Origin of the sequence: Flavobacterium sp. IMCC34518, from assembly GCF_027111095.2 — a bacterium.
Classification (GTDB): Bacteria; Bacteroidota; Bacteroidia; order Flavobacteriales; family Flavobacteriaceae; genus Flavobacterium; species Flavobacterium praedii.
In genome coordinates, this window is the sequence record NZ_CP114284.2 from 2,939,782 (window position 1) to 2,962,491 (window position 22,710).

Annotated in this window: 21 protein-coding genes; 13 read left to right on the forward strand and 8 right to left on the reverse strand. The window is 30.6% G+C overall.

What is annotated here, in order from left to right; translation table 11 throughout:
• The first annotated feature begins 299 nt into the window (after positions 1–299).
• The 11 genes from OZP06_RS12640 (at position 300) to OZP06_RS12690 (ending at position 12,148) form a co-directional block, all read left to right on the forward strand.
• Complete coding sequence (locus tag OZP06_RS12640; protein WP_269222162.1) at positions 300–2,489, forward strand: glutamine synthetase III; 2,190 nt, start codon at positions 300–302, stop codon at positions 2,487–2,489.
• A 374-nt stretch (positions 2,490–2,863) separates the two neighbouring features.
• Complete coding sequence (locus OZP06_RS12645; RefSeq protein WP_269222163.1) at positions 2,864–3,550, forward strand: hypothetical protein; 687 nt, start codon at positions 2,864–2,866, stop codon at positions 3,548–3,550.
• A gap of 197 nt (positions 3,551–3,747) precedes the next feature.
• Positions 3,748–4,269 carry a hypothetical protein gene (locus OZP06_RS12650; protein ID WP_269222164.1) on the forward strand — a complete coding sequence of 174 codons (522 nt, stop codon included), beginning with the start codon at positions 3,748–3,750 and terminating at the stop codon, positions 4,267–4,269.
• A gap of 3 nt (positions 4,270–4,272) precedes the next feature.
• A complete protein-coding gene (locus tag OZP06_RS12655; protein ID WP_281323789.1) occupies positions 4,273–5,007 on the forward strand; it encodes a CsgE family curli-type amyloid fiber assembly protein in 735 nt (244 codons plus the stop codon).
• Positions 5,008–5,064: 57 nt separating this feature from the next.
• Positions 5,065–5,472, forward strand: a complete 408-nt coding sequence (locus tag OZP06_RS12660) for a curli production assembly/transport component CsgF (RefSeq protein WP_269222166.1) — start codon at positions 5,065–5,067, stop codon at positions 5,470–5,472.
• Between the two features lie 61 nt (positions 5,473–5,533).
• Positions 5,534–6,910, forward strand: coding sequence for a CsgG/HfaB family protein (locus tag OZP06_RS12665; protein ID WP_281323790.1), 1,377 nt, complete (start codon positions 5,534–5,536; stop codon positions 6,908–6,910).
• Positions 6,911–6,977: 67 nt separating this feature from the next.
• Positions 6,978–8,471, forward strand: a complete 1,494-nt coding sequence (locus OZP06_RS12670) for a carboxypeptidase regulatory-like domain-containing protein (protein ID WP_269222167.1) — start codon at positions 6,978–6,980, stop codon at positions 8,469–8,471.
• A gap of 179 nt (positions 8,472–8,650) precedes the next feature.
• Positions 8,651–9,535, forward strand: a complete 885-nt coding sequence (locus OZP06_RS12675) for an OmpA family protein (RefSeq protein ID WP_269222168.1) — start codon at positions 8,651–8,653, stop codon at positions 9,533–9,535.
• Between the two features lie 160 nt (positions 9,536–9,695).
• Positions 9,696–10,874, forward strand: coding sequence for an AIR synthase related protein (locus tag OZP06_RS12680; RefSeq protein ID WP_269222169.1), 1,179 nt, complete (start codon positions 9,696–9,698; stop codon positions 10,872–10,874).
• A 95-nt stretch (positions 10,875–10,969) separates the two neighbouring features.
• On the forward strand, positions 10,970–11,326 hold the full coding sequence (locus tag OZP06_RS12685; RefSeq protein WP_269222170.1) for a hypothetical protein: 357 nt from the start codon (positions 10,970–10,972) through the stop codon (positions 11,324–11,326).
• A gap of 222 nt (positions 11,327–11,548) precedes the next feature.
• Positions 11,549–12,148, forward strand: a complete 600-nt coding sequence (locus OZP06_RS12690) for a GNAT family N-acetyltransferase (RefSeq protein WP_269222171.1) — start codon at positions 11,549–11,551, stop codon at positions 12,146–12,148.
• A gap of 33 nt (positions 12,149–12,181) precedes the next feature.
• On the opposite strand, the gene OZP06_RS12695 is transcribed toward OZP06_RS12690, so the two are convergent.
• Complete coding sequence (locus OZP06_RS12695; RefSeq protein ID WP_281323791.1) at positions 12,182–14,071, reverse strand: tetratricopeptide repeat-containing sensor histidine kinase; 1,890 nt, start codon at positions 14,069–14,071, stop codon at positions 12,182–12,184.
• Between the two features lie 656 nt (positions 14,072–14,727).
• Here OZP06_RS12695 and OZP06_RS12700 point away from each other — a divergent pair.
• Positions 14,728–15,165 carry a hypothetical protein gene (locus OZP06_RS12700; RefSeq protein ID WP_269222174.1) on the forward strand — a complete coding sequence of 146 codons (438 nt, stop codon included), beginning with the start codon at positions 14,728–14,730 and terminating at the stop codon, positions 15,163–15,165.
• 70 nt (positions 15,166–15,235) lie between these two features.
• Here OZP06_RS12700 and OZP06_RS12705 read toward each other — a convergent pair whose 3' ends face one another.
• The 7 genes from OZP06_RS12705 to OZP06_RS12735 form a co-directional block, all read right to left on the reverse strand.
• The gene (locus OZP06_RS12705; protein WP_269222175.1) at positions 15,236–16,300 is read right to left on the reverse strand and encodes a peptidylprolyl isomerase; all 1,065 of its coding nucleotides are present in this window, start codon (positions 16,298–16,300) and stop codon (positions 15,236–15,238) included.
• A gap of 75 nt (positions 16,301–16,375) precedes the next feature.
• Positions 16,376–17,500, reverse strand: a complete 1,125-nt coding sequence (locus OZP06_RS12710; protein ID WP_269222176.1) for a peptidylprolyl isomerase — start codon at positions 17,498–17,500, stop codon at positions 16,376–16,378.
• Between the two features lie 29 nt (positions 17,501–17,529).
• On the reverse strand, positions 17,530–18,171 hold the full coding sequence (gene gldI, locus OZP06_RS12715) for a gliding motility-associated peptidyl-prolyl isomerase GldI (RefSeq protein ID WP_269222177.1): 642 nt from the start codon (positions 18,169–18,171) through the stop codon (positions 17,530–17,532).
• 3 nt (positions 18,172–18,174) lie between these two features.
• A complete protein-coding gene (locus OZP06_RS12720; RefSeq protein ID WP_281323792.1) occupies positions 18,175–19,182 on the reverse strand; it encodes a bifunctional oligoribonuclease/PAP phosphatase NrnA in 1,008 nt (335 codons plus the stop codon).
• A 67-nt stretch (positions 19,183–19,249) separates the two neighbouring features.
• Entirely contained in the window at positions 19,250–20,506 is a 1,257-nt protein-coding gene (locus OZP06_RS12725; protein ID WP_281323793.1) for a chloride channel protein, read from the reverse strand.
• Between the two features lie 58 nt (positions 20,507–20,564).
• Entirely contained in the window at positions 20,565–20,951 is a 387-nt protein-coding gene (locus tag OZP06_RS12730; protein WP_269222178.1) for a RidA family protein, read from the reverse strand.
• A 186-nt stretch (positions 20,952–21,137) separates the two neighbouring features.
• The gene (locus tag OZP06_RS12735) at positions 21,138–21,713 is read right to left on the reverse strand and encodes a hypothetical protein (RefSeq protein WP_269222179.1); all 576 of its coding nucleotides are present in this window, start codon (positions 21,711–21,713) and stop codon (positions 21,138–21,140) included.
• A gap of 245 nt (positions 21,714–21,958) precedes the next feature.
• Between OZP06_RS12735 and OZP06_RS12740 the strand changes: the two genes are divergently transcribed.
• On the forward strand, positions 21,959–22,630 hold the full coding sequence (locus OZP06_RS12740) for a hypothetical protein (RefSeq protein WP_281323794.1): 672 nt from the start codon (positions 21,959–21,961) through the stop codon (positions 22,628–22,630).
• Positions 22,631–22,710 lie beyond the last annotated feature (80 nt).

Genomic DNA, 22,710 nt, shown 5'->3' on the forward strand with positions numbered 1-22,710 from the left:
TATACTCTTTGTTATTTTTGACATTACTGCATTTTAGGTGGGGTATATTGTAAAAAAATATAATTTTAGAGGGGTTATAAAATTAAATTCATAATAGTAAATTTTTATATATTAATAAAAAGTTAAGATTTGTATTGCTAATTTATTTGAGTTGTGCTTTTTAATGGTGTTTAAATGTTATTCCGCTTTAGTTTTAAAAAACTAAGTTTGAGTTATTTCAAAGTGTCATTATTTATAAAAAGAATGAATTATATTTGTGAGGGTATTTGAAATTTGTATTAATTAAAAATTATATAATTATGTCGTCAATTCGTTTTCAAGCTTTAAAAGAAGCTTCCAATAGAAAGTTAATCGATTTTCATGAATCAGGTAGAAAATCAATTCTTTTTGGGAATAATGTTTTTAATGATAAAGCAATGAAGCATTATTTGACTTCAGATGCTTTTAAAGGAGTACAAGGTGCAGTACAACATGGTACTAAAATTGATAGAAAATTAGCAGACTATATTGCCATGGGGATGAAAGAGTGGGCATTGTCTAAAGGTGTGACTCATTATACACATTGGTTTCAGCCACTGACCGGAACTACGGCAGAAAAGCATGATGCCTTTTTTGAGACTTCTTATGATGGGAGCGATCCATTGGAGAAATTTGGTGGAGCTCAATTGGTTCAACAAGAACCAGATGCTTCCAGTTTTCCTAATGGAGGTATTCGAAATACTTTCGAAGCGCGTGGATATACGGCATGGGATCCTACATCTCCTGCGTTTATATTTGGAACAACTTTGTGTATACCTACAATTTTTATTTCGTATACCGGTGAAGCATTAGATAATAAGATTCCATTGTTAAGAGCTTTATCTGCAATGGATGAGGCTGCAACAGAGGTTTGTAAATATTTTGATAAAAATGTCAAAAAAGTGACAGCTACTTTAGGATGGGAACAAGAATATTTTCTTATTGATAAATCATTGGCAAATTCTCGTCCCGATATTGTAATGACAGGAAGAACATTGTTAGGGCATACTTCTGCAAAAGGGCAACAACTTGATGATCACTATTTTGGTTCAATTCCAACTCGGGCTTTAACTTATATGAGAGATTTGGAACAAGAATGTATGTTATTGGGAATTCCTGTAAAAACGCGTCACAACGAAGTGGCTCCAAACCAATTTGAATTTGCCCCTATTTTTGAAGAAACCAATTTGGCAGTAGATCATAATTGTTTGTTAATGGATATCATGCAAAAAGTAGCTGAGCGTCATGATCTAAAAGTTTTACTTCATGAAAAGCCTTTCAAAGGTGTAAATGGTTCAGGAAAACACAATAACTGGTCATTGGCTACGGATACTGGGGTTAATTTGTTAAGTCCAAGCAAAACACCAATGACTAATTTGCAGTTTTTGACATTCTTTATCAATACGATAAAAGCGGTAAATGATTATGAAGCTTTGTTGCGAGGTTCTATTGCCACAGCAAGTAATGACCACAGATTGGGAGCCAATGAAGCTCCGCCAGCAATTATTTCTGTTTTTATTGGAGAACAATTAACAAAAGTATTGGCAGAACTAGAAGGTGTTTCAACTGGGAAGTTATCCCCAGAAGAAAAAACAGATTTGAAACTAAATGTAGTAGGTAAAATTCCAGATGTTCTTTTGGACAATACCGATAGAAACAGAACTTCGCCATTTGCATTTACCGGTAATAAATTTGAGTTTAGAGCTGTTGGTTCTTCTGCCAACTGTTCGAACGCCATGACTACTTTGAATACTATCGTTGCAAAACAATTAAGAGATTTTAAAGTGGCAGTTGATGAATTGATTGAATCTAAAGACATGAAAAAAGATGATGCTATTTTTAATGTTTTAAGAGAATATATAAAAGTATCAAAGAAAATCTTATTTGAAGGAGATGGATACAGCGAAGCTTGGCAAAAGGAAGCAGCCAAAAGAGGACTGAGCAACTTTAAAACCACTCCTGAAGCATTGAAGGCAAGAGCATCTAAACAAGCTATCGATTTGTTTAGTGAAATGGGTATTATGAATCATATTGAAGTTGAAGCGAGATATGAAATTGAATTGGAAGAATACACTAAGAAAATTCAAATTGAAGGTAGAGTTCTTGGTGATATATCTAAAAATCATGTAATTCCAACGGCAATCAAATATCAAAATACATTGATTGAAAACGTAAAAGGATTAAAAGATATTTTTGGTTCTGAATTTGAATCTATTGCCAAAGAGCAAATTGTATTGATTAAAGAAATCTCAGGACATATAGAAGGCATCAATTCTAAAGTAGAAGAAATGACTGAAGAAAGAAAAAAAGCCAATAATTTGACTGATGCTCAAGCAATGGCCGAAGCGTATTGCAATAATGTTAAACCATATTTCGAAATTATTAGAAACCATTGTGATAAACTAGAATTATTGGTAGATAATGAATTGTGGACATTAACAAAATACCGAGAACTATTATTGACTAAATAATTTCTATTTATAATTTTAAAGAGGTGTTTTTAGAAATGCCTCTTTTTTTATTTTTGCAAACCAAATGCATTAACAAGGTAATGATTACTTTTATTTTTGATGCTTTAACCCTTCATCGGTTTAGTTTTGCACTTCATCGAAAAAGTAATAACTATCTATTAAATAGCATATTATCTTTTCTTTTTATTCAAAACATTTTATAAATTTGTCATGTAATAATTCGATAAAAGCAATTTTATAGTTAAGATTACCATAGTGAAAAACCCAATTTCATTGTTCATAAACCTACTTGTATTATAATAAAATTACCCAATTTTTATTATATAAAAACCTACATAATAATTTGTATTAACAACCAATTAAATATATTTATTATGAAAAAAGTTATTTTAAGCATCTCCGCGATGCTCGTTTCAGTAGTAGGTTTTGCACAAGCAAACGTAAGTAATGTGAGTCAGTATGGCTTTATTAACGGAGCAGCAGTTTCTCAAGTAGGAACTATGAATGATTCTGATATATTGCAAATGGGGCTTGCAAATTTAGCATTGGTCGATCAAACTGGAGATTCAAATGAAACCGACATTAATCAAGGTGGTCTGTTTAATGCAGCTGCAGTTTTTCAAGATGGAACTTCAAATGATGCTTATGTAGGACAATTAGGATTGGCAAACTTAGCAATGATTGATCAAACTGGTACAGGCAATGATGCAGTTATAGGCCAATTAGGAGGTTTTAACTATTCTTCTATTACTCAAACTGGAAATGATAATGATGCAACTTCATTACAATTTTGGGTAGGAAACTCTTCTACAATAGTACAAGATGGTGATGGTAATTATGCTTATTCTTTGCAAGGAGATTGGTTTAATACATCAAACATCTCTCAAACTGGAGAAGATAATGGAGCAGGTACTGGTCAATTTGGTACTGACAACTTTTCTGAAGTTACTCAGTGGGGAATGGATAATAATGCTTTGACACTTCAATATGGAGATTGTCATGTAAGTACTATTACTCAAGTTGGTGAAGGTAATTATGCATTGGTTTATCAATCAAACTAATTTAAAATTGTAGAAAAAAGGTAGAATTGTATAGGTTCTACCTTTTTTTGTTTTTAATAATTTTATAAAAACAGATAAAACAGGATTTTAATAAATATTTACAGTATACAATGTTTGAAGAATACTTTAAAATAATAATATAAAGCTTGTGGTTTTTTTTAAATCATAAATAAAAACTGTTAGATAAATAAAAAGTCATGAGATTAAAATGTAAAATAATCTTATTTTTTCTTTTAGCTTTTTGTACATTTCAAATAAATGCACAAGAAGAAATTATTCGTACTTCATTAAACGAAACAAATTTGATTACAAAAGAATACTTGGATAATCAAAATAAAATATACTTAGATAAGTCTCAAAATACCAACCAATTTCTTCAAAATAATAATTTAGTTCAAATCAAACAAATTGGTAATTACAATTATGCTGATATAAGTGTCCGTACCTATAATGGGAGTGTGGATGTCAATCAATTTGGTAACAATAATTATGCATCTGTCTATAAAAATGCATATGAATTAAATGAAAATATTATTCAAACCGGTAACAATAATTTTATTAGTGATTTTTCTATGTATTCAGAAGATCCAATAAATACCACATACAATCAAGAAGGTAATAATTTGACCATTATTAGTAATGGGTCCAATTCAATTTCTAAAAACTTGCAAATCAATCAAACAGGAAATTCTGGAACGGTTTACATTTATAATAGATAAAAGATGAAACTTTTTGAAGTAAAATATTTTTTATTCGCTTTACTATTTTGCTGCCAATTTAGTTATTCTCAAGTTGTTTATAAAGAAGTTAAAGCCAAAATTGAAGTAGAAAAAATTGAAAATATTCTTTTTATACGTGGAACTGCAGAGAATTTAAAAACTGTTTATAAGAGTATATCTTATAAGTTGACCGTGTTTAAAAAAAACAAACTCAATTCAAATAGTTCGAAAAATGCTCAAGATGGGAGAGTAATTTTAGATCCGCAACAAAAAGTAACATTATCAAAAACACAAATAAATGAAAGTAAAGACGATCAAATTATTATACTGTTGATTATCTATGATGAGAATAATGCGATTGTTGGGAAAGATAGAATTGAAATAGGAATTGATGATGAATCTAAAGTTGGAGAAACTAAGCCTAAAGATGGTTTAGAAATGATGGGTATTGTGTCCAATGACACTAAGACAAAATTAGGGAATGATTTTTATGAATTATTTTATAAAGAATACACAAAGCTAAAGCTAAATTCAAGTAAAATAGTGGCTGTTCAGGAAGAATTAACATTTGGTAGAACTACAAAAATAATGGTTTTGGTGGATGGTGAAGTTATCAATGAGTTTATTTCAAGACCTGATGAAGATTACTTGAAGTACATGGCGGAAACAGTTTCTTCTGATGTTTTTAAATATTTTAAAAATATTGAGAAACAAAATAAAATGATAATGAGGTATTGAAAAATAGTAACTCACATATAAAAACTAGTATTGTTTTAATTACTTAATCAGAATATCATGAAAGCATATTTATTTTTAGTTTGTATTCTAGGATTCTATTTTAATGTAAATGCTCAAGCTTTAGTGTATAAACCGATGAATCCAAATTTTGGAGGTGATACATTTAATTATCAAATGTTAATGAGTTCGGCTGAAGCTCAGAATGATTTTAAAGAAACCGCAAATTCTGGATTCAAACAGCCCACGCAATTGGAACGATTCAAAGAAAATTTAAACAATCAGTTGTTGAATAAAATTTCAAATTCTTTATTTGATGAACAGTTTGGAAGTAATGGAATTTCCGTAGGAACCTATGATTTTGGAACATTATCTGTTGATGTTTATCCTTCAAATCTAGGATTGATTGTGGATATTCTAGACATAGAAACGGGAGAACAAACACAGGTGATTGTTCCTGGTAATTGATTTTTTAATTTATGAATATTTAAGATACTGTTCTATAGCCTCATTTTTAATAGCCTTATTCATGAAACAAAAAATTATTATACTGTATTTTTATGTACTTCTTTTAACAAGTTGTGGTGCTTACTTTAATCAGCCTGTTGGAGTTCAAAAAGCTGTTTTTGGAGAAAACACTCCGGCAACAATTACTTTAAAAAATTTACCACCACCAAAAGAACAAGTAGTTGTTGGTGTCTATAAGTTTAAAGATCAAACGGGTCAATATAAACCTACAGAGATAGGAAGCACCTTTAGTACAGCAGTAACTCAAGGAGCGACTTCGATATTAATTAAAGCCCTTCAGGATTCAAATTGGTTTGTTCCTATTGAGCGAGAGAATTTGAGTAATCTCTTAAATGAGAGAAATATAATTCGGTCTACTCGTCAAGAATATGCAACAGATGCCAATACAAAAGATGCACCGTTAACACCTCTATTATTTGCGGGAGTACTATTGGAAGGAGGAATTATATCCTATGATTCCAATATTATTACGGGGGGATATGGAGCACGATATTTTGGCGCGGGAGCTTCTACACAATACAGGCAAGATCGAGTTTCTATTTATCTTCGATTAGTATCAACATCAAACGGTAAAATTCTTAACACTGTGTATGTTTCTAAGACTATACTTTCCCAAAGTATTGATGCTAGTTTGTTTCGATATGTAAATCTCAATAGGCTTTTAGAAGTTGAAACTGGATTTACCAGAAATGAACCGGTTCAACTTGCAGTGACTGAAGCTATAGAAAAAGCGGTTGAAGGACTAGTTGTTGATGGTATAAAAGATAAAATTTGGGAAGTTAAAGCTACAAATAAAGAAGTTACAGATTTTTTAACAGCGTATGAAAAAGAAAAAGAAGCTGCAGATTTGGCATTACTTTATGGCCGTGATCGTTATGAAAAAAGAGGTAAAGTAGGATTCGAAATTGATGGAGGTACTGCCTATATCGATGGTGATTATGTTAATCCTGTTCCTAAACCATTAGTAAAAGCAAGTGTCAAATATTTTTTTACCCCAAACTTTAGCATTAATGGAGCTGCCAGTGTTTTTCGTGTTGGAAATAAAGACAGATTGGATGTTGGTTATGGTTCAATTGACATTAACCTAAATTTTTTAATTCTCCCTTTTGATAGTTTTAGTCCTTTTGTTTATGTAGGAACTGGTACTTTTTTTAATAGTGCTTACGAAAATATACAAGGCAAAATACAAGGTGGATTAGGTTTGGAATATTTAATTACAAATAATTTAGGTATTAATGCATATAGCGAGTTTAATATGTGTTTTTCAGACAATGTTGATTATATGAAAGCTGGCAAAAGAGACGATTATTTTTATTGTTTCGGATTAGGGTTGAGCTATTATTTACCGCAGCGAATTAGCAAAAGGATAAGCAAATAGAATTTTTAAGTAAAGTGATTGTAATTCGATTATAGTGAAGTCTATACTATTTATAAAAAGCCTACAAATGGAAAAGTTAAAAATTGGAATTTTAATATGCTTAATTATCGTAACTTCCTGTTCTGAAGAAAAAATTTCAGATGGCGGAACTGGTACTGTAAAAGGAAGAGTAGTTGATGCTGTTACTTTTGCACCTATTGAGAATGCAAGGATTTCTTCAAATCCTTCAACAAGTACCTATTTTACAGATAAAGATGGCTATTTTACTTTTGATAAAATAGCAATTGGAAAATACACATTTGAAGCCAGAAAAGATAAATACATTGCTAAGTTTGAAGCTGCAACTGTAGAGTTGAATAAAACCAATCAAATTATATTTGAATTGAAAGTTTCTACTGCCGATAATAGGCCGCCAGATATTCCAGTTTTGACTTCGCCAACAGATTTATCAAAAAATCAAGCCATAAATCTAAAGTTAACTTGGACTGCAACCGATGTGGATAAAGATTCATTAACCTATGTAGTTACAGTTAAAAATGGAACTACAGACGAAATTAAAACGTATAAAGATTTAACAACAAGAAGTTTGGAATTGAAAGACCTAAAATACAGTACCAAATATTATTGGCAAGTAGCTTCATCTGATGCGATAAATACTCCAACTAATAGTCTCACAAGTTCTTTTACAACTTTACCTTTTCCAAACCCTAGGTTTTTATATATCAAAAAAGTAAACACTAATAATGTGATTTTTACAGCTGATGAAGCAGGTAATGAATTGCAATTGACTTCGTCTTCTGTAAATAGTTATAGACCAAGAAAAAATTTGCAAACCAATAAAATTGCATATATCAGTTCCGATGGATCTCAAAATCAAATTTATACCATGGAACTTGATGGTTCTGGTGTAAAGAAAATTACAAATACGGTTCCTATCGCAGGCTTCAATATGGAGAATATTAACTTTTGTTGGAGTACGAATGGAAGTCAGATTATTTATCCCAATTTTGATAAATTATACCGAATAAATATTGATGGTGGTGGTTTAATTGAAATGTTTAAAACACCAAATGGTAAATTTATTTCAGAATGTGATTGGAGTCAAGATGGTAAAGAAATTGTATTAAAAGTAAATGATATATCAGGTTATAATGTAGAAATTTATGTAATTAAGTGGAATGGTCAAGTTTTATATAGTGTATTGTCAGGAATAACGGGTGCCGTAAGTGGCTTGAATATGTCTTTTAATATGCAGAAAATTGTGTATACACGAGATGTTTCGGGTAATGAAAATTCAACCTACAGAAGGTTTGATTCAAGGATTTTTATCTATGATAAAGCAACAAATACATCAACGGAATTAAATAGCAGTAAAGCAAATGGATATAATGATTTGGATGTGAAGTTTTCGCCAAATGAAGCCGAAGTCATTTTTACAAACACATCGAATGACGGAATATCCATAAAAAATATTTTGAAAACATCAACTTCCAGTAGTGGGAATACAAGTAACAGTAGAACGACACTTTTTACAGGAGGATCTATGCCGGAATGGAAGTAAATATAGTTTAAATTATTAGAATATAAAGGTTGGAATACGTTTGAGTTTTTCTTGTGCAGTCAAGAATAATTTAGACGTATTTCTTTTTTGGTTAGTAATAGAGCTAAAATTGAATTTTATTATGGCCAATTATTTTTCAATTAATTTTATTGTAAATTTGAGTAAAATATACTCAAATTATGAAGTTTTTTATCGCTTTGTTCGTTTGCTTTTCGGTTTCTTGTGTTATGGCACAAGAACAAGTTTCGTATTTTTTTGAAAGTAATAAGTTTGTATTGCAAAAAGAAGAATTATCAAAATTAAACAAATGGTTGACTGTTAATAAAGACATTAAAGTAATAGGTGTATATGGTTTTTGTGATGAAGAAGGATCCGTTGGGTACAATGATACTTTGGCCAAAAAACGAATCGATTACGTTTTTGGTATCATAAAAAACAGAGTGAAAATTAGATCAGATTTCAAAACAATAAATTTTGGGGAACTGCATACTTCCTCCGCTGTTAAAGCTGAAAATAGAAAAGTTACACTTTACTTCATTCAGCCAAAAGATTTTGTAAATGAAGAAAAAATAATTGCAAAAAAGAAAGAAGTTGTAGTTGAAAAGATAAGACCTAAAGTTAAATTCTCAGATGTTTATGTTTATGAAAATCCAGACGGATCACTATTAAATATAAAAATCGACACTGTTTTTATGAAAAAGGTTAGCGTTGCCAATGTTGGGGAGAAACTTAAATTGGAGAGTATGAACTTTTTTGTTGATACTTTTGCCATTATGCCCCAATCCAGGTCGGTTATGTTCGAATTATTGACCGTAATGAAAAGTTGTCCCGATTTAAAAATTCAAATTCAAGGACATATTTGCTGTGTACAAAAAGATATTCGGGATTTAAGTACCCAAAGAGCTAAAGCCATTTATAAGTTTTTAGAATTCAACGGAATTGATAAAAGTAGAATGACATTTATAGGTTTTGGAAGCTCAAAACCATTGTTTCCTTTGCCCGAAAAATCAGAGCCGGAACGGGAATCAAATCGTCGAGTTGAGATTGAAATCTTAGCCAATTAGAAGAAATTTTCAGATTGCAGAATCTTAGATAGTGGAATTAAGATTTCATAAATTATACTTTTGAAATTGGTATAATAATTGCCATTGAAATTGATTCCTTTTATAATTGTTTAATTGTCACATTAAAATTATCTTTGTCCCACAACTACACAACATAAAAATGAGTTCAGATACTTCAAAAAGATATGCACAACGCGGTGTTTCGGCATCCAAAGAAGATGTACACAATGCCATCAAAAATATAGACAAAGGATTATTTCCTCAAGCATTTTGTAAAATTGTTCCTGATTATTTAACGCAGGATGAAAATTATTGCTTGATTATGCATGCCGATGGCGCTGGTACCAAATCCTCTTTAGCATATATGTATTGGAAAGAAACTGGAGATATTTCGGTTTGGAAAGGTATTGCTCAAGATGCTTTAATTATGAATATTGATGACTTATTGTGTGTAGGAGCAACTGATAATATTTTGCTTTCTTCAACTATTGGAAGAAATAAAAATGTTATTCCCGGTGAAGTTTTGTCAGCAATTATCAACGGAACCGAAGAATTGATCCAAGAGTTAAATTCTTTTGGCGTTACCATTCATTCCACAGGTGGTGAAACTGCCGATGTGGGCGACTTGGTCAGAACGATCATCGTAGATTCTACCGTAACAGCTAGAATGAAACGTTCCAAAGTAATTGATAATGCAAATATAAAAGCAGGAGACGTCATCGTAGGATTGGCTTCTTTTGGTCAAGCAACTTACGAAAAAGGATATAATGGCGGAATGGGAAGTAACGGATTAACTTCTGCTCGCCATGACGTTTTTTCAAAATATTTAGCAACCAAATATCCAGAAAGTTTTGATGCGGCAGTTCCTAGTGAATTAATTTATTCCGGACAAGTAAAATTGACCGATGCTGTTGAAAATTCACCTATTGATGCAGGCCAATTAGTGCTTTCTCCAACCAGGACTTATGCACCAATAATCAAGAAAATTTTAGATAAATATACGTCCAAAGATATTCACGGAATGGTACATTGCAGTGGTGGTGCTCAAACCAAAATTTTGCATTTTGTACAAAATCTGCATATCATAAAAGATAATTTATTTCCAGTTCCGCCTTTGTTTCAATTGATACAAGAACAGTCCAAAACTGATTGGAAAGAAATGTATCAAGTTTTCAACTGTGGTCATCGTATGGAAATTTATGTACCGGAATCCATTGCTCAGGACATTATTGCTATCTCAAAATCATTCAATGTAGAGGCACAAATAGTAGGTAGGGTAGAAGCTTGTGATTCAAAAAAACTTACAATTACAAGTGAATACGGTACTTTTGAGTATTAAAAAATATTAAATTGCTTAGTTGTTAAATCGTTTAAAGGTTTAACTGTATTATAGATTAAACGATTTAAACTTTTAAACCATTAAACTTTTTTAAAATGTACGAATTACTATTTTGGAAATACTTAGAAGAAGTGTACTTAAACCATCATGAAGTGTATGAAGCCATCGATGAGCAACTAGAAGTTGAAGGTCTGGAAATACTTCCAATTGAGGTAATTCTTAATAGATTCAATACCGTTTTTTCAAAATGGGAAAAAGTAGATGACAATAGTTGGAAAAACACCAGCGGCAAAGGCGCTTTTCAAATAAAAACAACACCACAAAGCATCAAAATAGATTGTTACGGGACCGAAGGAAAAACCATGAATCTTCTTGTAGATACCATGGCCGAATTCAAATGCCCGCTATATGACCCTCAAGTTCCCGAGCGTTATGATGAAATGAGTGAATAATATTTTCAGGAGCTTATCCAGCTATCCATTACAAGTCCGCGTATAAAACACTATTTTTCTATGTCATAAAAGGAGCTTCCTTTGGTCGCTCTTTTATAACAAGAAAAATTAGTGTTTTATACTGTGGGCTTTCCATTTTTATCTGGGCTATGGCATCAGTGAACAATAGCAAAAAAGGCTGTGATTTGTCTTTATTTTTATACATTAGCCCAAAAAAGAATAATGACAACTTCTCCTTTCATTCAAGATACTATACTCGAAGACGAAATGGTTTTGCTTCGTCCACTTCAAATAACGGATGTCAATAATCTTCTGGATATTTCACTTCATGAGCCCGAAACTTGGGAATACTCTTTAGTTCGCGCCAATGGGAAAGAAAATCTAGAAAACTATATTCAGTTAGCCATAAAAAATAAAGAGAATCAAACGGAATTCCCTTTTATTGTTTTTGATAAAAAATCGCAAAAATATGCTGGAAGTACTCGGTTTTATGATATTAATTTGGAATTTAAAACCTTGCAGTTGGGATATACTTGGTACGGAAAAGACTTTAGGGGAACTGGTCTTAATAAACATTGCAAATTCCTATTGTTACAATTTGCATTTGAAACCCTTGGAATGGAGCGCGTAGAGTTTCGTGCCGATAACAACAATCAGCGAAGTATTGCGGCAATGAAAAGTATTGGTTGCAAAATCGAAGGAGTTCTTCGAAGTCACATGCCAACGCTAGATAGTGATATTCGTAGAGATAGTATTGTATTGAGTATCCTCAAAAAAGAATGGTTTGATGAGGTAAAAGAAAATTTAAAACGAAAGTTATAGCATGAAGTGAAATGGAATCAAAATCTTGATTTATTACTTTTTTGGAAAGCTAATATAAAAAGTACTTCCTTTTCCTTCTATACTTTCAGCCCAGATTTTTCCTTTATGTTTTTCAATATATTCTTTGCATAAAATCAATCCTAACCCTGTACTTGGTTCTTCTTCTGTCCCTATTCGATTGTTTTGAATATCTAGTTTAAATAAATTATGTAATATTTTCGGATTCATACCAATTCCAGAATCTTTAATACAGATAATGGTGTCAGTAAAGTTTTCTTTTGTGTAAATATCAATACTCCCTTTTTTAGGCGTAAATTTTATAGCATTCATTACAATGTTGCGAATTAATGCTTGAAACATATTTTTATCTGCATGAATTGTTTTAACGGTTTCAATATCAGTATTTATGGTTATTTCTTTTTTAAAAGCATTGTCATACATTGTTAGTATACTTTCAGATAAAAGAGGGATTAATTCTAAATTTTTTGGATCAAATGGAATTAAATTCTGTTCCATACGAGACCATTCCAATAAATTTTCTAACAGGTTAAAAAGATTCTTGGCAGAACTTCTCATATTTATTGCGGCAAATTTTATTTCTTCTGAAGACATATTCTCAATTTCTTCAGCCATTAATTCGGTTAAACCCAGAAAACCATTAAAAGGACCTCTTAAATCATGTGCAATTATGGAGAAAAACCGGTCTTTTTGTGTATTAATATTCGAAATTATTTTATTTGCTTTCCTTTTAGATAAATACAGCCATAATAGCAATATCAAAAGTAACAGTACTGAAATTGTTATTGTAATAAGAAAATAAACTTGTCTGGAATTTCTATTTATTTTTAGTTTCTGAATTTCAATTTGATTGTCTCTTAAATCAATTTCTCTTTGAAACTCTAGATTAGCTAGTCTTTTTTCACTTTCTTTTGAAAACAAAGAGTCTTTTATGGCAAAATATTTTTCATAATAGTCTAATGCAATAACTGGATTGCCATATTCTTTATTCACTTTAGCTAAATAAAAGTAGGTGTCTTGAATGTCTTTTAAAGATTTATATTTTTTAAAATTGACTAGTGTTTGATTAAAGAAGCCAATAGATTTTTCAATGTATTTTTTTTTGTCAACTTTATTCTGTTCTTTTAGCGACTTGAAGTAATAAACTCTACCAAGTTCGTAAGTATTATAGGTTGTATAAAAATTGTTTTTATCCGTGTATGTCAAAACAGATTGATTTATCATTTCCAATCCTTTATCGTATTTTTTCAAATTTACATAACAAATACCGATGTTAGTCAGATTTAAGCTTATACCCTCAATATCATTCAATTTTTTATTCATAATTAGCGCTTTGTAAAAATAATTAAGCGCTTTATTATATTGTTTTTTCTGTAAATTAACATCACCAATATTATTTAATAATAAAGAAATGTTACGGTGAACTTTTGATTTGTAGCTTAGTTGAAGTGCTTTGTCATAAAAATAAAGGCCCTGATTGTAATTTTTGAGATCAACATATATCAGTCCAATGTTATTGTATAAACCGACAAGTCTTTTTGTGTCATTTAATTTTTCAAAAATAACTTGTGCTTTATAAAAGTTTTTTAATGCACTAACAAAATCAGATTTGATTTCATAAGCAATGCCCATTTTACTATAGGCATCTCCCATTTTTAATAGATTATTGCCTTTTTTTGCATAAATAAGTGCATCTTTTGCATAATTTAATGATTCATCAGTATCAATATAATCAGGATAGGAAGAAATAGATAATAATAAATCTGTTTTTTTTGAAATACTATTTGTTTTTTTTAATTCTAATTTTAAAGAATCAATTGTCTTGGTGTTAGTATTTTGACTTTGGGCTTGAGTAATGATAAACAGGAAAGTGAAAAGGAATATTAGGGTAATTTTTTGAATCATTAATTATATTTTTTTCAAAAATACACTAATTTATGAAATAGCATGTTTAAAATTAATATAAAAGTAGAACATTTGTCCTCCTCATTTTTTGATCAAATTATCTATATTTTTATGCTTATAATTTATTCTTTATAATTTAAATCCTAATTTTCTGTTTAGTTTGTTTTAAATTACTTTTTTGTAATTTTTCACTTTATCTTGAATTTTTTTTTATAAGATTATGTGTTTAATATCTTAATATAGCATTGTTTATGTTGATATTATTTTTTTCTGCTTTTGGTATTTTAATTATAAATTTAGGGTTTTAAATTTTTTTAATAGACTACTATTTTGATCTTTCCTTATGCTAATTTCTTAATTGTATATTCTTTGTAATTTAATAGTAAGTATAGTTATTTTTTAAACCTAGATTTCAAGAAAGTCAGTATCCTTGACAAATGATAGCTGCCTTTTTTGAAATCTGGGTTGAAATGGAATTTTTCTCTTTCTGGTTTAATTATTGAAGCTTCATAAACTTTAATCTTGTTTTTTAAATAATTAGATTGGCTGTAATTGGATTTTAAAATTGAATGGTAACGAGCAAGTTTAAGAATATATTTTATTTAAAAAAAGAATACCTTTGCTGAAATAATAAAGTAACTAGAAAAAAGTACACAATGAAAATAAATCCTAAAAACGGTATTGATAAACTCATTTTTGGAATGAAACAAAATGATGTTATTGCCATTTATGGTAAACCCAATAGAAACTACAAAGACGAAGATGATAATGTGATTTTTGCTTACAATGCGCTTAAAATTCGTTTGACATTCTATAAAGAGGAAGAGTTGAAATTGGGATATCTTGTTGCGTCAAGCCCAGATTTAGAATTGTTTGATAATAAAGTAATCAATAGAAAAATTACAGAAGTAAAAAAAGATTTGGCTCAAAAAGGCATAACTAAATTTACTCAAGAAGAGTTTGATACTTTTGAAAATTATTTCAATGAAGAAAATTGGATAATTCTACAAACAGAATTTGAAGAAGTTGTTAAATTCGAAATTGGAGCTATAATAAATGCCAAAGATGAATTTGACTGGAAGTTTAAAAAGTAGTCATTCCTTTTATTTCCTATAAAAAACCCTTTCACAGTTTTAAACTCTGAAAGGGTTTGTTTTTTTGTATTTATTGATTTATTTTAATCAATTCCACTTCAAAAAGTAAATCGCTTTTTGGAGGAATTGCACCAGGGTAGCCTCGTTCTCCATAAGCCAAAGTATAAGGTATGTAAAATTTGTATTTAGAGCCTTCTTTCATCAATTGAAGGCCTTCTGTCCAACCTTTAATTACTTGGTTTAAATTAAAATCAATTGGTTCTCCGCGTTTAACACTGCTGTCAAAAATAGTTCCGTTTGTAAAGGTTCCTGTATAATGTACTTTTACATTGCTTGTTAAAGATGGGATCGCACCAGTACCTTCTTTTAAAACAATATATTTTAAACCACTTGTAGTTGTTTGTCCGTTTACAAATTCTTTTAGTGCAATTTCATTTGCAGCTAATCTTTCTTTGTCTTCTTTCTCTAATTTGGCTTTTTCTTCAGTTGCTTTATTAGCGTAATAATCAGTAAAAACTTTTGCAGCATTAAATTTTTTAGCGGCTTCGCCTTTTCTTACAATAGTGATTTTTGTGATAACGTCATCTTGAGCAATGCTGTTTACAACTGACATTCCTTGAGTTACTTGTCCGTAAATTGTGTGCTTTCCATTCAACCAAGGTGTGTCTTTATGAGTAATAAAAAATTGACTTCCATTGGTAGCAGGACCTGAGTTGGCCATGGCAAGAATTCCAGCTTTATCAAATTTAGAATCGTTAAATTCATCTTTAAAAGCATAACCTGGTCCACCAGATCCATTGCCGTCTGGGTCTCCACCTTGTATCATAAAGTCTTTTATAACTCTATGGAATTTTAAACCATCAAAAAAAGGTTTTCCTTTTAATCTTTCAACTGTTACAAATGGATTTTTACCCTCTGCTAAGCTTATGAAATTGGCAACTGTAATAGGTGCTTTTGTATAAAATAATTGAATAGTAATGTTGCCTTTATTGGTAGCGATTGTTGCAAAAATTCCATCTGCAACAGTGGCTTTAAGGCTTGTGCTCGGTTTTTTTGCAGTTACGGTTTTCTTCGCATTTTGTGCATGTAAATTAAATAGCCCTAAAAAGAGTAATAATACGAATTTAGATTTCATTTTTTTTAAAATTTAATGGGTTCATTTTTGATGTTAAATAGACATTAAGATTATTAGTTTATTAGCCTCGTTGCATTAATTAGGCATTTTATCCAATAATTCAATTTCAAAAATAATATTTGAATTTGGAGGAATTACATCTCCAGCTCCAGCTTCTCCATAGGCAAGATGGGATGGGATAAATAAAACTGCTTTGTCTCCGATTGCCATTTTTTCTATTCCCTCAATAAAACCGGGTATCAGTCCATCTTTTTTTCCAGCCTGAAAAGGAATTGGGATATATTGGTTTGCAGCTGCTCGTGCTGGGTCAAATTTTCCAAAAGTTTTGGAAACATCTTCAAGACTGGAATCAAATAATGTTCCATTTTCTAAGAATCCAGCATAATGAATGTATATAGTTGATCCTATAGAAGGCTTTTTGCTGCCTGATTTTTTGGTGATTACATATTGAAGGCCAGTTGAAGTTTTAATAGATTTTCCTTTTATAGAATTGTAATAGGCTACTTTTTCTTCACAAACTGCTTTGTATTTGGCTTCGTATTCTTTTTTTGCCAATGCTTCAGCTTCTACTTTTTGTCTTTGGCTTTCCGATTCTATTTTGAAATAGTCTGAAAAAACTTTTTTAGCGTTAAATTTTTTAGCTTCTTCTCCATTTCTAATGATAGTTACACTTTTTATAAAATCATCTTGTTCTATTTTATTTACTACGTCAAGATTATAATCGACTACATGGCCAAAAATTGTATGCTTACCATCAAGCCAAGGTGTTTCTAAATGGGTTATGAAAAATTGACTACTATTGGTTCCAGGTCCATTATTGGCCATAGCCAAAATACCACCTTTGTCAAATCTTAAATCAGTTATCTCATCTTTGAATTTATAACCAGTATCTCCTGATCCTGTACCTAAAGGGTCTCCTCCTTGAATCATAAAATCTTTGATAACTCTGTGAAATTTCAATCCATTATAAAAAGGTTTGTCTTTTAAAGTGTCATTTACAATAAAATTATTTTCACCTTCAGCTAATGTTATGAAGTTAGCTACCGTTACTGGCGCTTTTTTATAATCTAATGCTAATAAAATACTTCCTTTATTTGTTTCTATTTCGGCATATAACCCGTCAGGTAAATTGCTGTGTTCTTTGTTGCAAGAGAAGAATGATGTAATTAGTAGTAGTGCAAATAAAATATTCTTTTTCATGTTTAGTTACTATTAGTTTTTTATTCTTATTAGTTAGTTATGGTGTCTTTTTTTATAGCTTTTACTTTAATAGGAGTATTGATTTTTGCTACAGTATTGGTTTGGATTTGCTCAGTATACTTAGATTCAGGCATGAAATCATTTAGCGTTACAGTGCAAATTAAAGGTTGGTTCGTGCCTATTTTGTTGTTGTCGCCATGATAACCATATCCCATATGTGAGGTAAAAAGAAAGTTTACTTTTTCTGTTTTTCGCATTAATTTTATTCCATCTCTCAATCCCATCATGATTTCTTGCTTGTCTACTTTGTAAATTTGCGGTTCTAATTCTTCTTGAGAGTAAATGATATTACCTTGTAAGTCTTTTATTTCGTAATCAAAAAAAGCAATATCACCTTTTTTAGGAGTTAGACTATCTGTTAAATTTCTAGATTCATAGTAATACCAATACCCTTTTTTGGATGCTACATATTGTATTTTTGGGTTACTTTTTATAATGGCTTGAATTTGATCTTCTTCTCCAGCAATCATTTTCTTGTTTCGGGCAATTGATTGCTTCATAAAGCTTCCTGATGATTGCGATATAGGTCTTCTGGCTTCTTGTTGTTGTTTACAACTCGAAAAAAACAAGGTTGTAAAAATTAGAATTACTAAGATTTTAAAAATTTTCATGGGCTATTCTATTTTTAAATTGTGTACTAAACTTTCAAATTTAGTTAAAGTTTCTTCCATAGAAACTTCAGATTTTCCTCCTGCAGCATTACTGTGCCCTCCACCTTGAAAATGGTCTCTGGCAAACTGGTTGACGTCAAAATTACCTTGAGAACGGAATGAAATTTTAATAATTCCTTCTTCCTTGTTTTCGATAAAAATAGCAGTAAATACAATGCCTTTTATACTTAATCCATAATTGACAATGCCTTCAGTATCTCCTTTTATATAATCAAATGAATTTAATTCCTCTTGCGTCAATGAGGTGTATGATGTTTTGTGATCCATCATTACTTTCATATTTTGCAATGCTCTTCCCAGTAATTGCAGACGATTGTAGGAGCTGTTATCAAATAATAATGTTGGAATTACGGTATTTTCTACGCCAAGATCTATTAACTCTGCAATAATTCTGTGGGTTGTTCCTGTTGTTTTTGGAAAACGAAATGAGCCAGAATCTGTTAATATTCCTGTGTAAATGCAGGTTGCAATAGTTTTGTCTAAATCTTGTTTTTTATCCAAAAAAGAAATAAAATTATAAACCATCTCACAAGTAGAACCAAATGCAATATCAGAATAGGTGTAAGTTGCATAATCATCTGGTTTCTGGTGGTGATCAATCATGATAAATGGTGCAGTGAGTTTTTCTAAAACTTGTTCCATTTCACCAACTCGATGAAGTGCATTAAAATCCAAAGTGAAAATAAGTTCAGCTTCTTGTAGAATTTTTGTGCAATTTTCTTTGTCTTTTTCGTAAATTTTTACTGTTTCAGATCCTGGCATCCAGGCTAAAAAATCTGGAAAATCATTAGGAGAAACCACAATAGGATTATGATTGTTTTTTAATAAAAAATGATATAATGCTAATGTTGAACCCATGGCGTCTCCGTCTGGACCTCGATGCGGAATTATGGCAATTTTTTTTGGAGTTGATAATAACAACTGTATCGCTTGTATGTCTAGTGTATTCATAGTTTGCGAAATTACATTTTTTAAACTAAAAGTTGAAATCATTTATGAAATTATAAGTTTTATAGTTTTATAAATATTTCAATCCTTTTTTTCGAATGCTTTGATATAAAATAGATTTGGGACCTTTTACAATTTGCGATTTGTAAATACCGATTGATCCTGAGAAAAAATAGGCGATGATACAAGCAAATCCGATGTAAAATCCATTGTGTAACCCAAAGAGCTCTATTCCCATTGCGGTACAAGCGATTGGAGTATGTGTAGCGCCAGAAAACACTGCTACAAATCCTAATCCTGCCAAAAAAGCAATTGGTAAAGGGATTACTAGAGATAAAGCACTACCTAATGTTGCTCCTACAAAGAAAAGAGGGGTTACTTCACCACCTTTGAATCCAGCTCCAAGTGTAAAGCCAGTAAATAAAATTTTTAAGAGAAAATCGTAAGGAGCATTGTGTATAGAAAAGGCTTCAACAATCATGGGAACTCCCAATCCAATATATTTTGTAGTTCCTAAGAAATAGACCGCCAAAACTATTATTATTCCGCCAATGAAAGGTCTTAATGGAGGATATTTTATTGTTTTAGAAAACAATTTTCCCCAAAAATGAGTAGTTCTGGAAAAAAGCAAAGCGGCAAATCCAAATAATATACTCGCATTTAGTATCCAAAACAAAGAAGTAAAATTGAATTCGGGTTGTAAAGGAATAGAATAATGGGTGTGTTTTATATTCCAAAATTCAACTGTAAAATAAGCAACATAAGCAACTGTAAAAGATAGGATAATACTTTTGAAATTGATTTTACTGAAAAACACAACTTCTAAGGCAAATAACGCTCCTGCTAATGGCGTTCCGAAAACAGATGCAAAACCAGCACTTATCCCAAGTATAATTAGGATTCGTCTTTCGGGATCGTTCAATTTGAAAAGAGGAGTACATAAATCGGCAATTGCTCCTCCCATTTGAACTGCAGTTCCTTCTCTACCAGCAGATCCTCCAAAAAGATGCGTGATTAATGTACCCAATAGAACAACTGGAGCCATCAAAAAGGGAATTTTTTTTTCGGGTTTATTGTATTCTTCTAATAATAGATTGTTCCCTTTTGTAATTCTTGCATCCAAATAATAATACAAGTAACCGATTAGTAAACCTCCAAATGGTAAAAACCAAATAATCCAACTATTGTGATTTCTAACTTGGGTAACATATTCTAATGCAACCAAGAAAAAAGCAGAAGCCGATCCAGAAAAAATGCCTATCAAACCACAAATAGATAACCATTTGAGTAGGATAAGCATTGTTTTTTTTATTTTTTGAAAATCCATGAACTATAATACCTTTTTAAAAACTAATATTTATGCTAAAGTATTACAATTGTCAGAATTATTCAGAAGCAATGGCTGTAAATTCAATTTCAACTAAATACTCGGGTGCTACTAATTGATTGATACCATAAAATCCAGTCGTAGGTTTGATATCTTTAAAAAAGGTAGCATGTGCTTTTGCAACCTCTTCAAAAGTAGTTACATCGGTAGTGAAAATTCGTGTGCGAATTACATCTTTCATTCCTACATTAAGATCTTGAAGAACTTTTTCTACTCTTTCTAAAATGTTGAAAGTTTGAGCATAAGCATCATCAGCTTTTACTTTTTCTCCATCAATTATAGCTACAGTTCCTGAGACTTCGATAATGTTCCCAATTCGAACTGCACGACAATATCCCATTTTGTCTTCCCACGGAGAACCTGTTAATATGTTTTCTCTTTTCATTAATTTAATTTTTAGTTTTAAAAAAAAGGTCAGATTTGATTCCTTTTATTGTTTTGGTTTTGTTATTAGAGACCGCAATTTATAAAATTTAGATTTAAAAAAAAGACCTCTTTTTTAATAGAGGCCTTCCTGAGGTTGTATTGTGTTTTTTATAACAAAATAATAGATTTCTTTTAATTTCTGCGGTTAATTCATTTCGCGAAGTTCACCATAATATTTTTTTAATTCTTCTGAATGATTTTTATAGAAACCGATCTCAAGATCAACAAATGTCTTATCAAACGAAGTATTATTTTTTAACATTTGAATACAGGTTTTTTCCTTTTCTTCAATTAATTTCTGTGTTTTCTTAGGCGTTTTGGCATTCGATAATATTCCATAATTATAATTCACTTCAAAAATAGATTCTTTGGCTAAATAATTATTTTCTTCAGCCCCTATTCCAGTAAACACAATCGATTCTCGGAAATTATTGGTATTCATCGTAAGTTGAAGATTATATCCTTTTTTCAGGTAAATTTTAAAATATTCAACTCCATCAAAAAGCAGATAAATACCATCTTGTATGTTTAATGTTGCTTTGAATAAACCATCTGTATCAATGTCAATAATTTGTACGGTATTATAATTGGCGTCTTTGATATAGAGATAATCCCAATTTCTGTTTTCTATTTTCGCTTGAAAATTTATTCCATTTTTTGTTTGTCCAAAGGAACTGCAGAAGAAGAGCAATGTATAAATGCTAAATGTAAAAGTTCTCATTTTTGTTTTTTAATTTTTTTTCAAATCTATATTTTAAAATGAATAGTTTCTCAAAGAGATTGTAATTAAAAGGGTAACAAATTGTTAAGAGTTGTTTTTGGAATGCCATTATTTTTTAAATTTTTATGCTTTTTAGAATCTCTTAACACGCCAAAAAATAAATTATGTTAGTTTTGTGATATTATAGAAGCCATTTTTTTATTTTTGAAAACGTTTTAAAAATAGAAACCTACTTTTTTAATACTATGAAGAAATTTTATTTTTTTATTTTTCTAATAGCTTTTGTCTCTTCTACGTATGCTCAAAGTGAGTTTAATACGAAGTTTAAGGCTATACCTCCTAATCCCAAATCAGAAAAAAAGAAAGTTCCGCCACCTACAACCGATTTTCCGGTTATAATACCGCCCAATGTTTATAAAAATCCAAATGTTATAAAGTCACCTCCTAATCCTGTTTCGGATTATAAAATTGGGACTAGTAGTGAAATTTCTATGATTCCCAAAAATGAGTTTATCAATCCTGGAGATGAAGTAAAAGAAAGGTTGAATAAGAAAACAGATCGTCAAGAAGGAATTGCTTATCGCCGTAATCAGAGTTTGGGTACCTATAAAACTAAATCCATATCAGCGCAAGTAATGTATAGAGATGCTCAATATGTTGATGGTGATTTGATTCGGGTTTATTTGAATGGGGTTGTTATTCAATCTCAAGTATATTTGGATAGTAATTTTAAAGGTTTTGAAATTACTTTGCAAAAAGGTTTTAATAAAATTGATTTTGAAGCGCTAAATCAAGGCGATTCTGGTCCTAATACAGCTGAATTCAGAGTTTATGATGATGAGAAAAAACTAGTTTCGGCTAGTGAGTGGAATCTGGGTACAGGTTTTAAAGCGACTATTATTCTTGTGCAAGAGTAAGTAAATTCACTTTCAAATTCGCTTTATTTTGTGTAAAATACCAGTTGATTAGTATTAATCTAAAATTTTTCAAAATACAA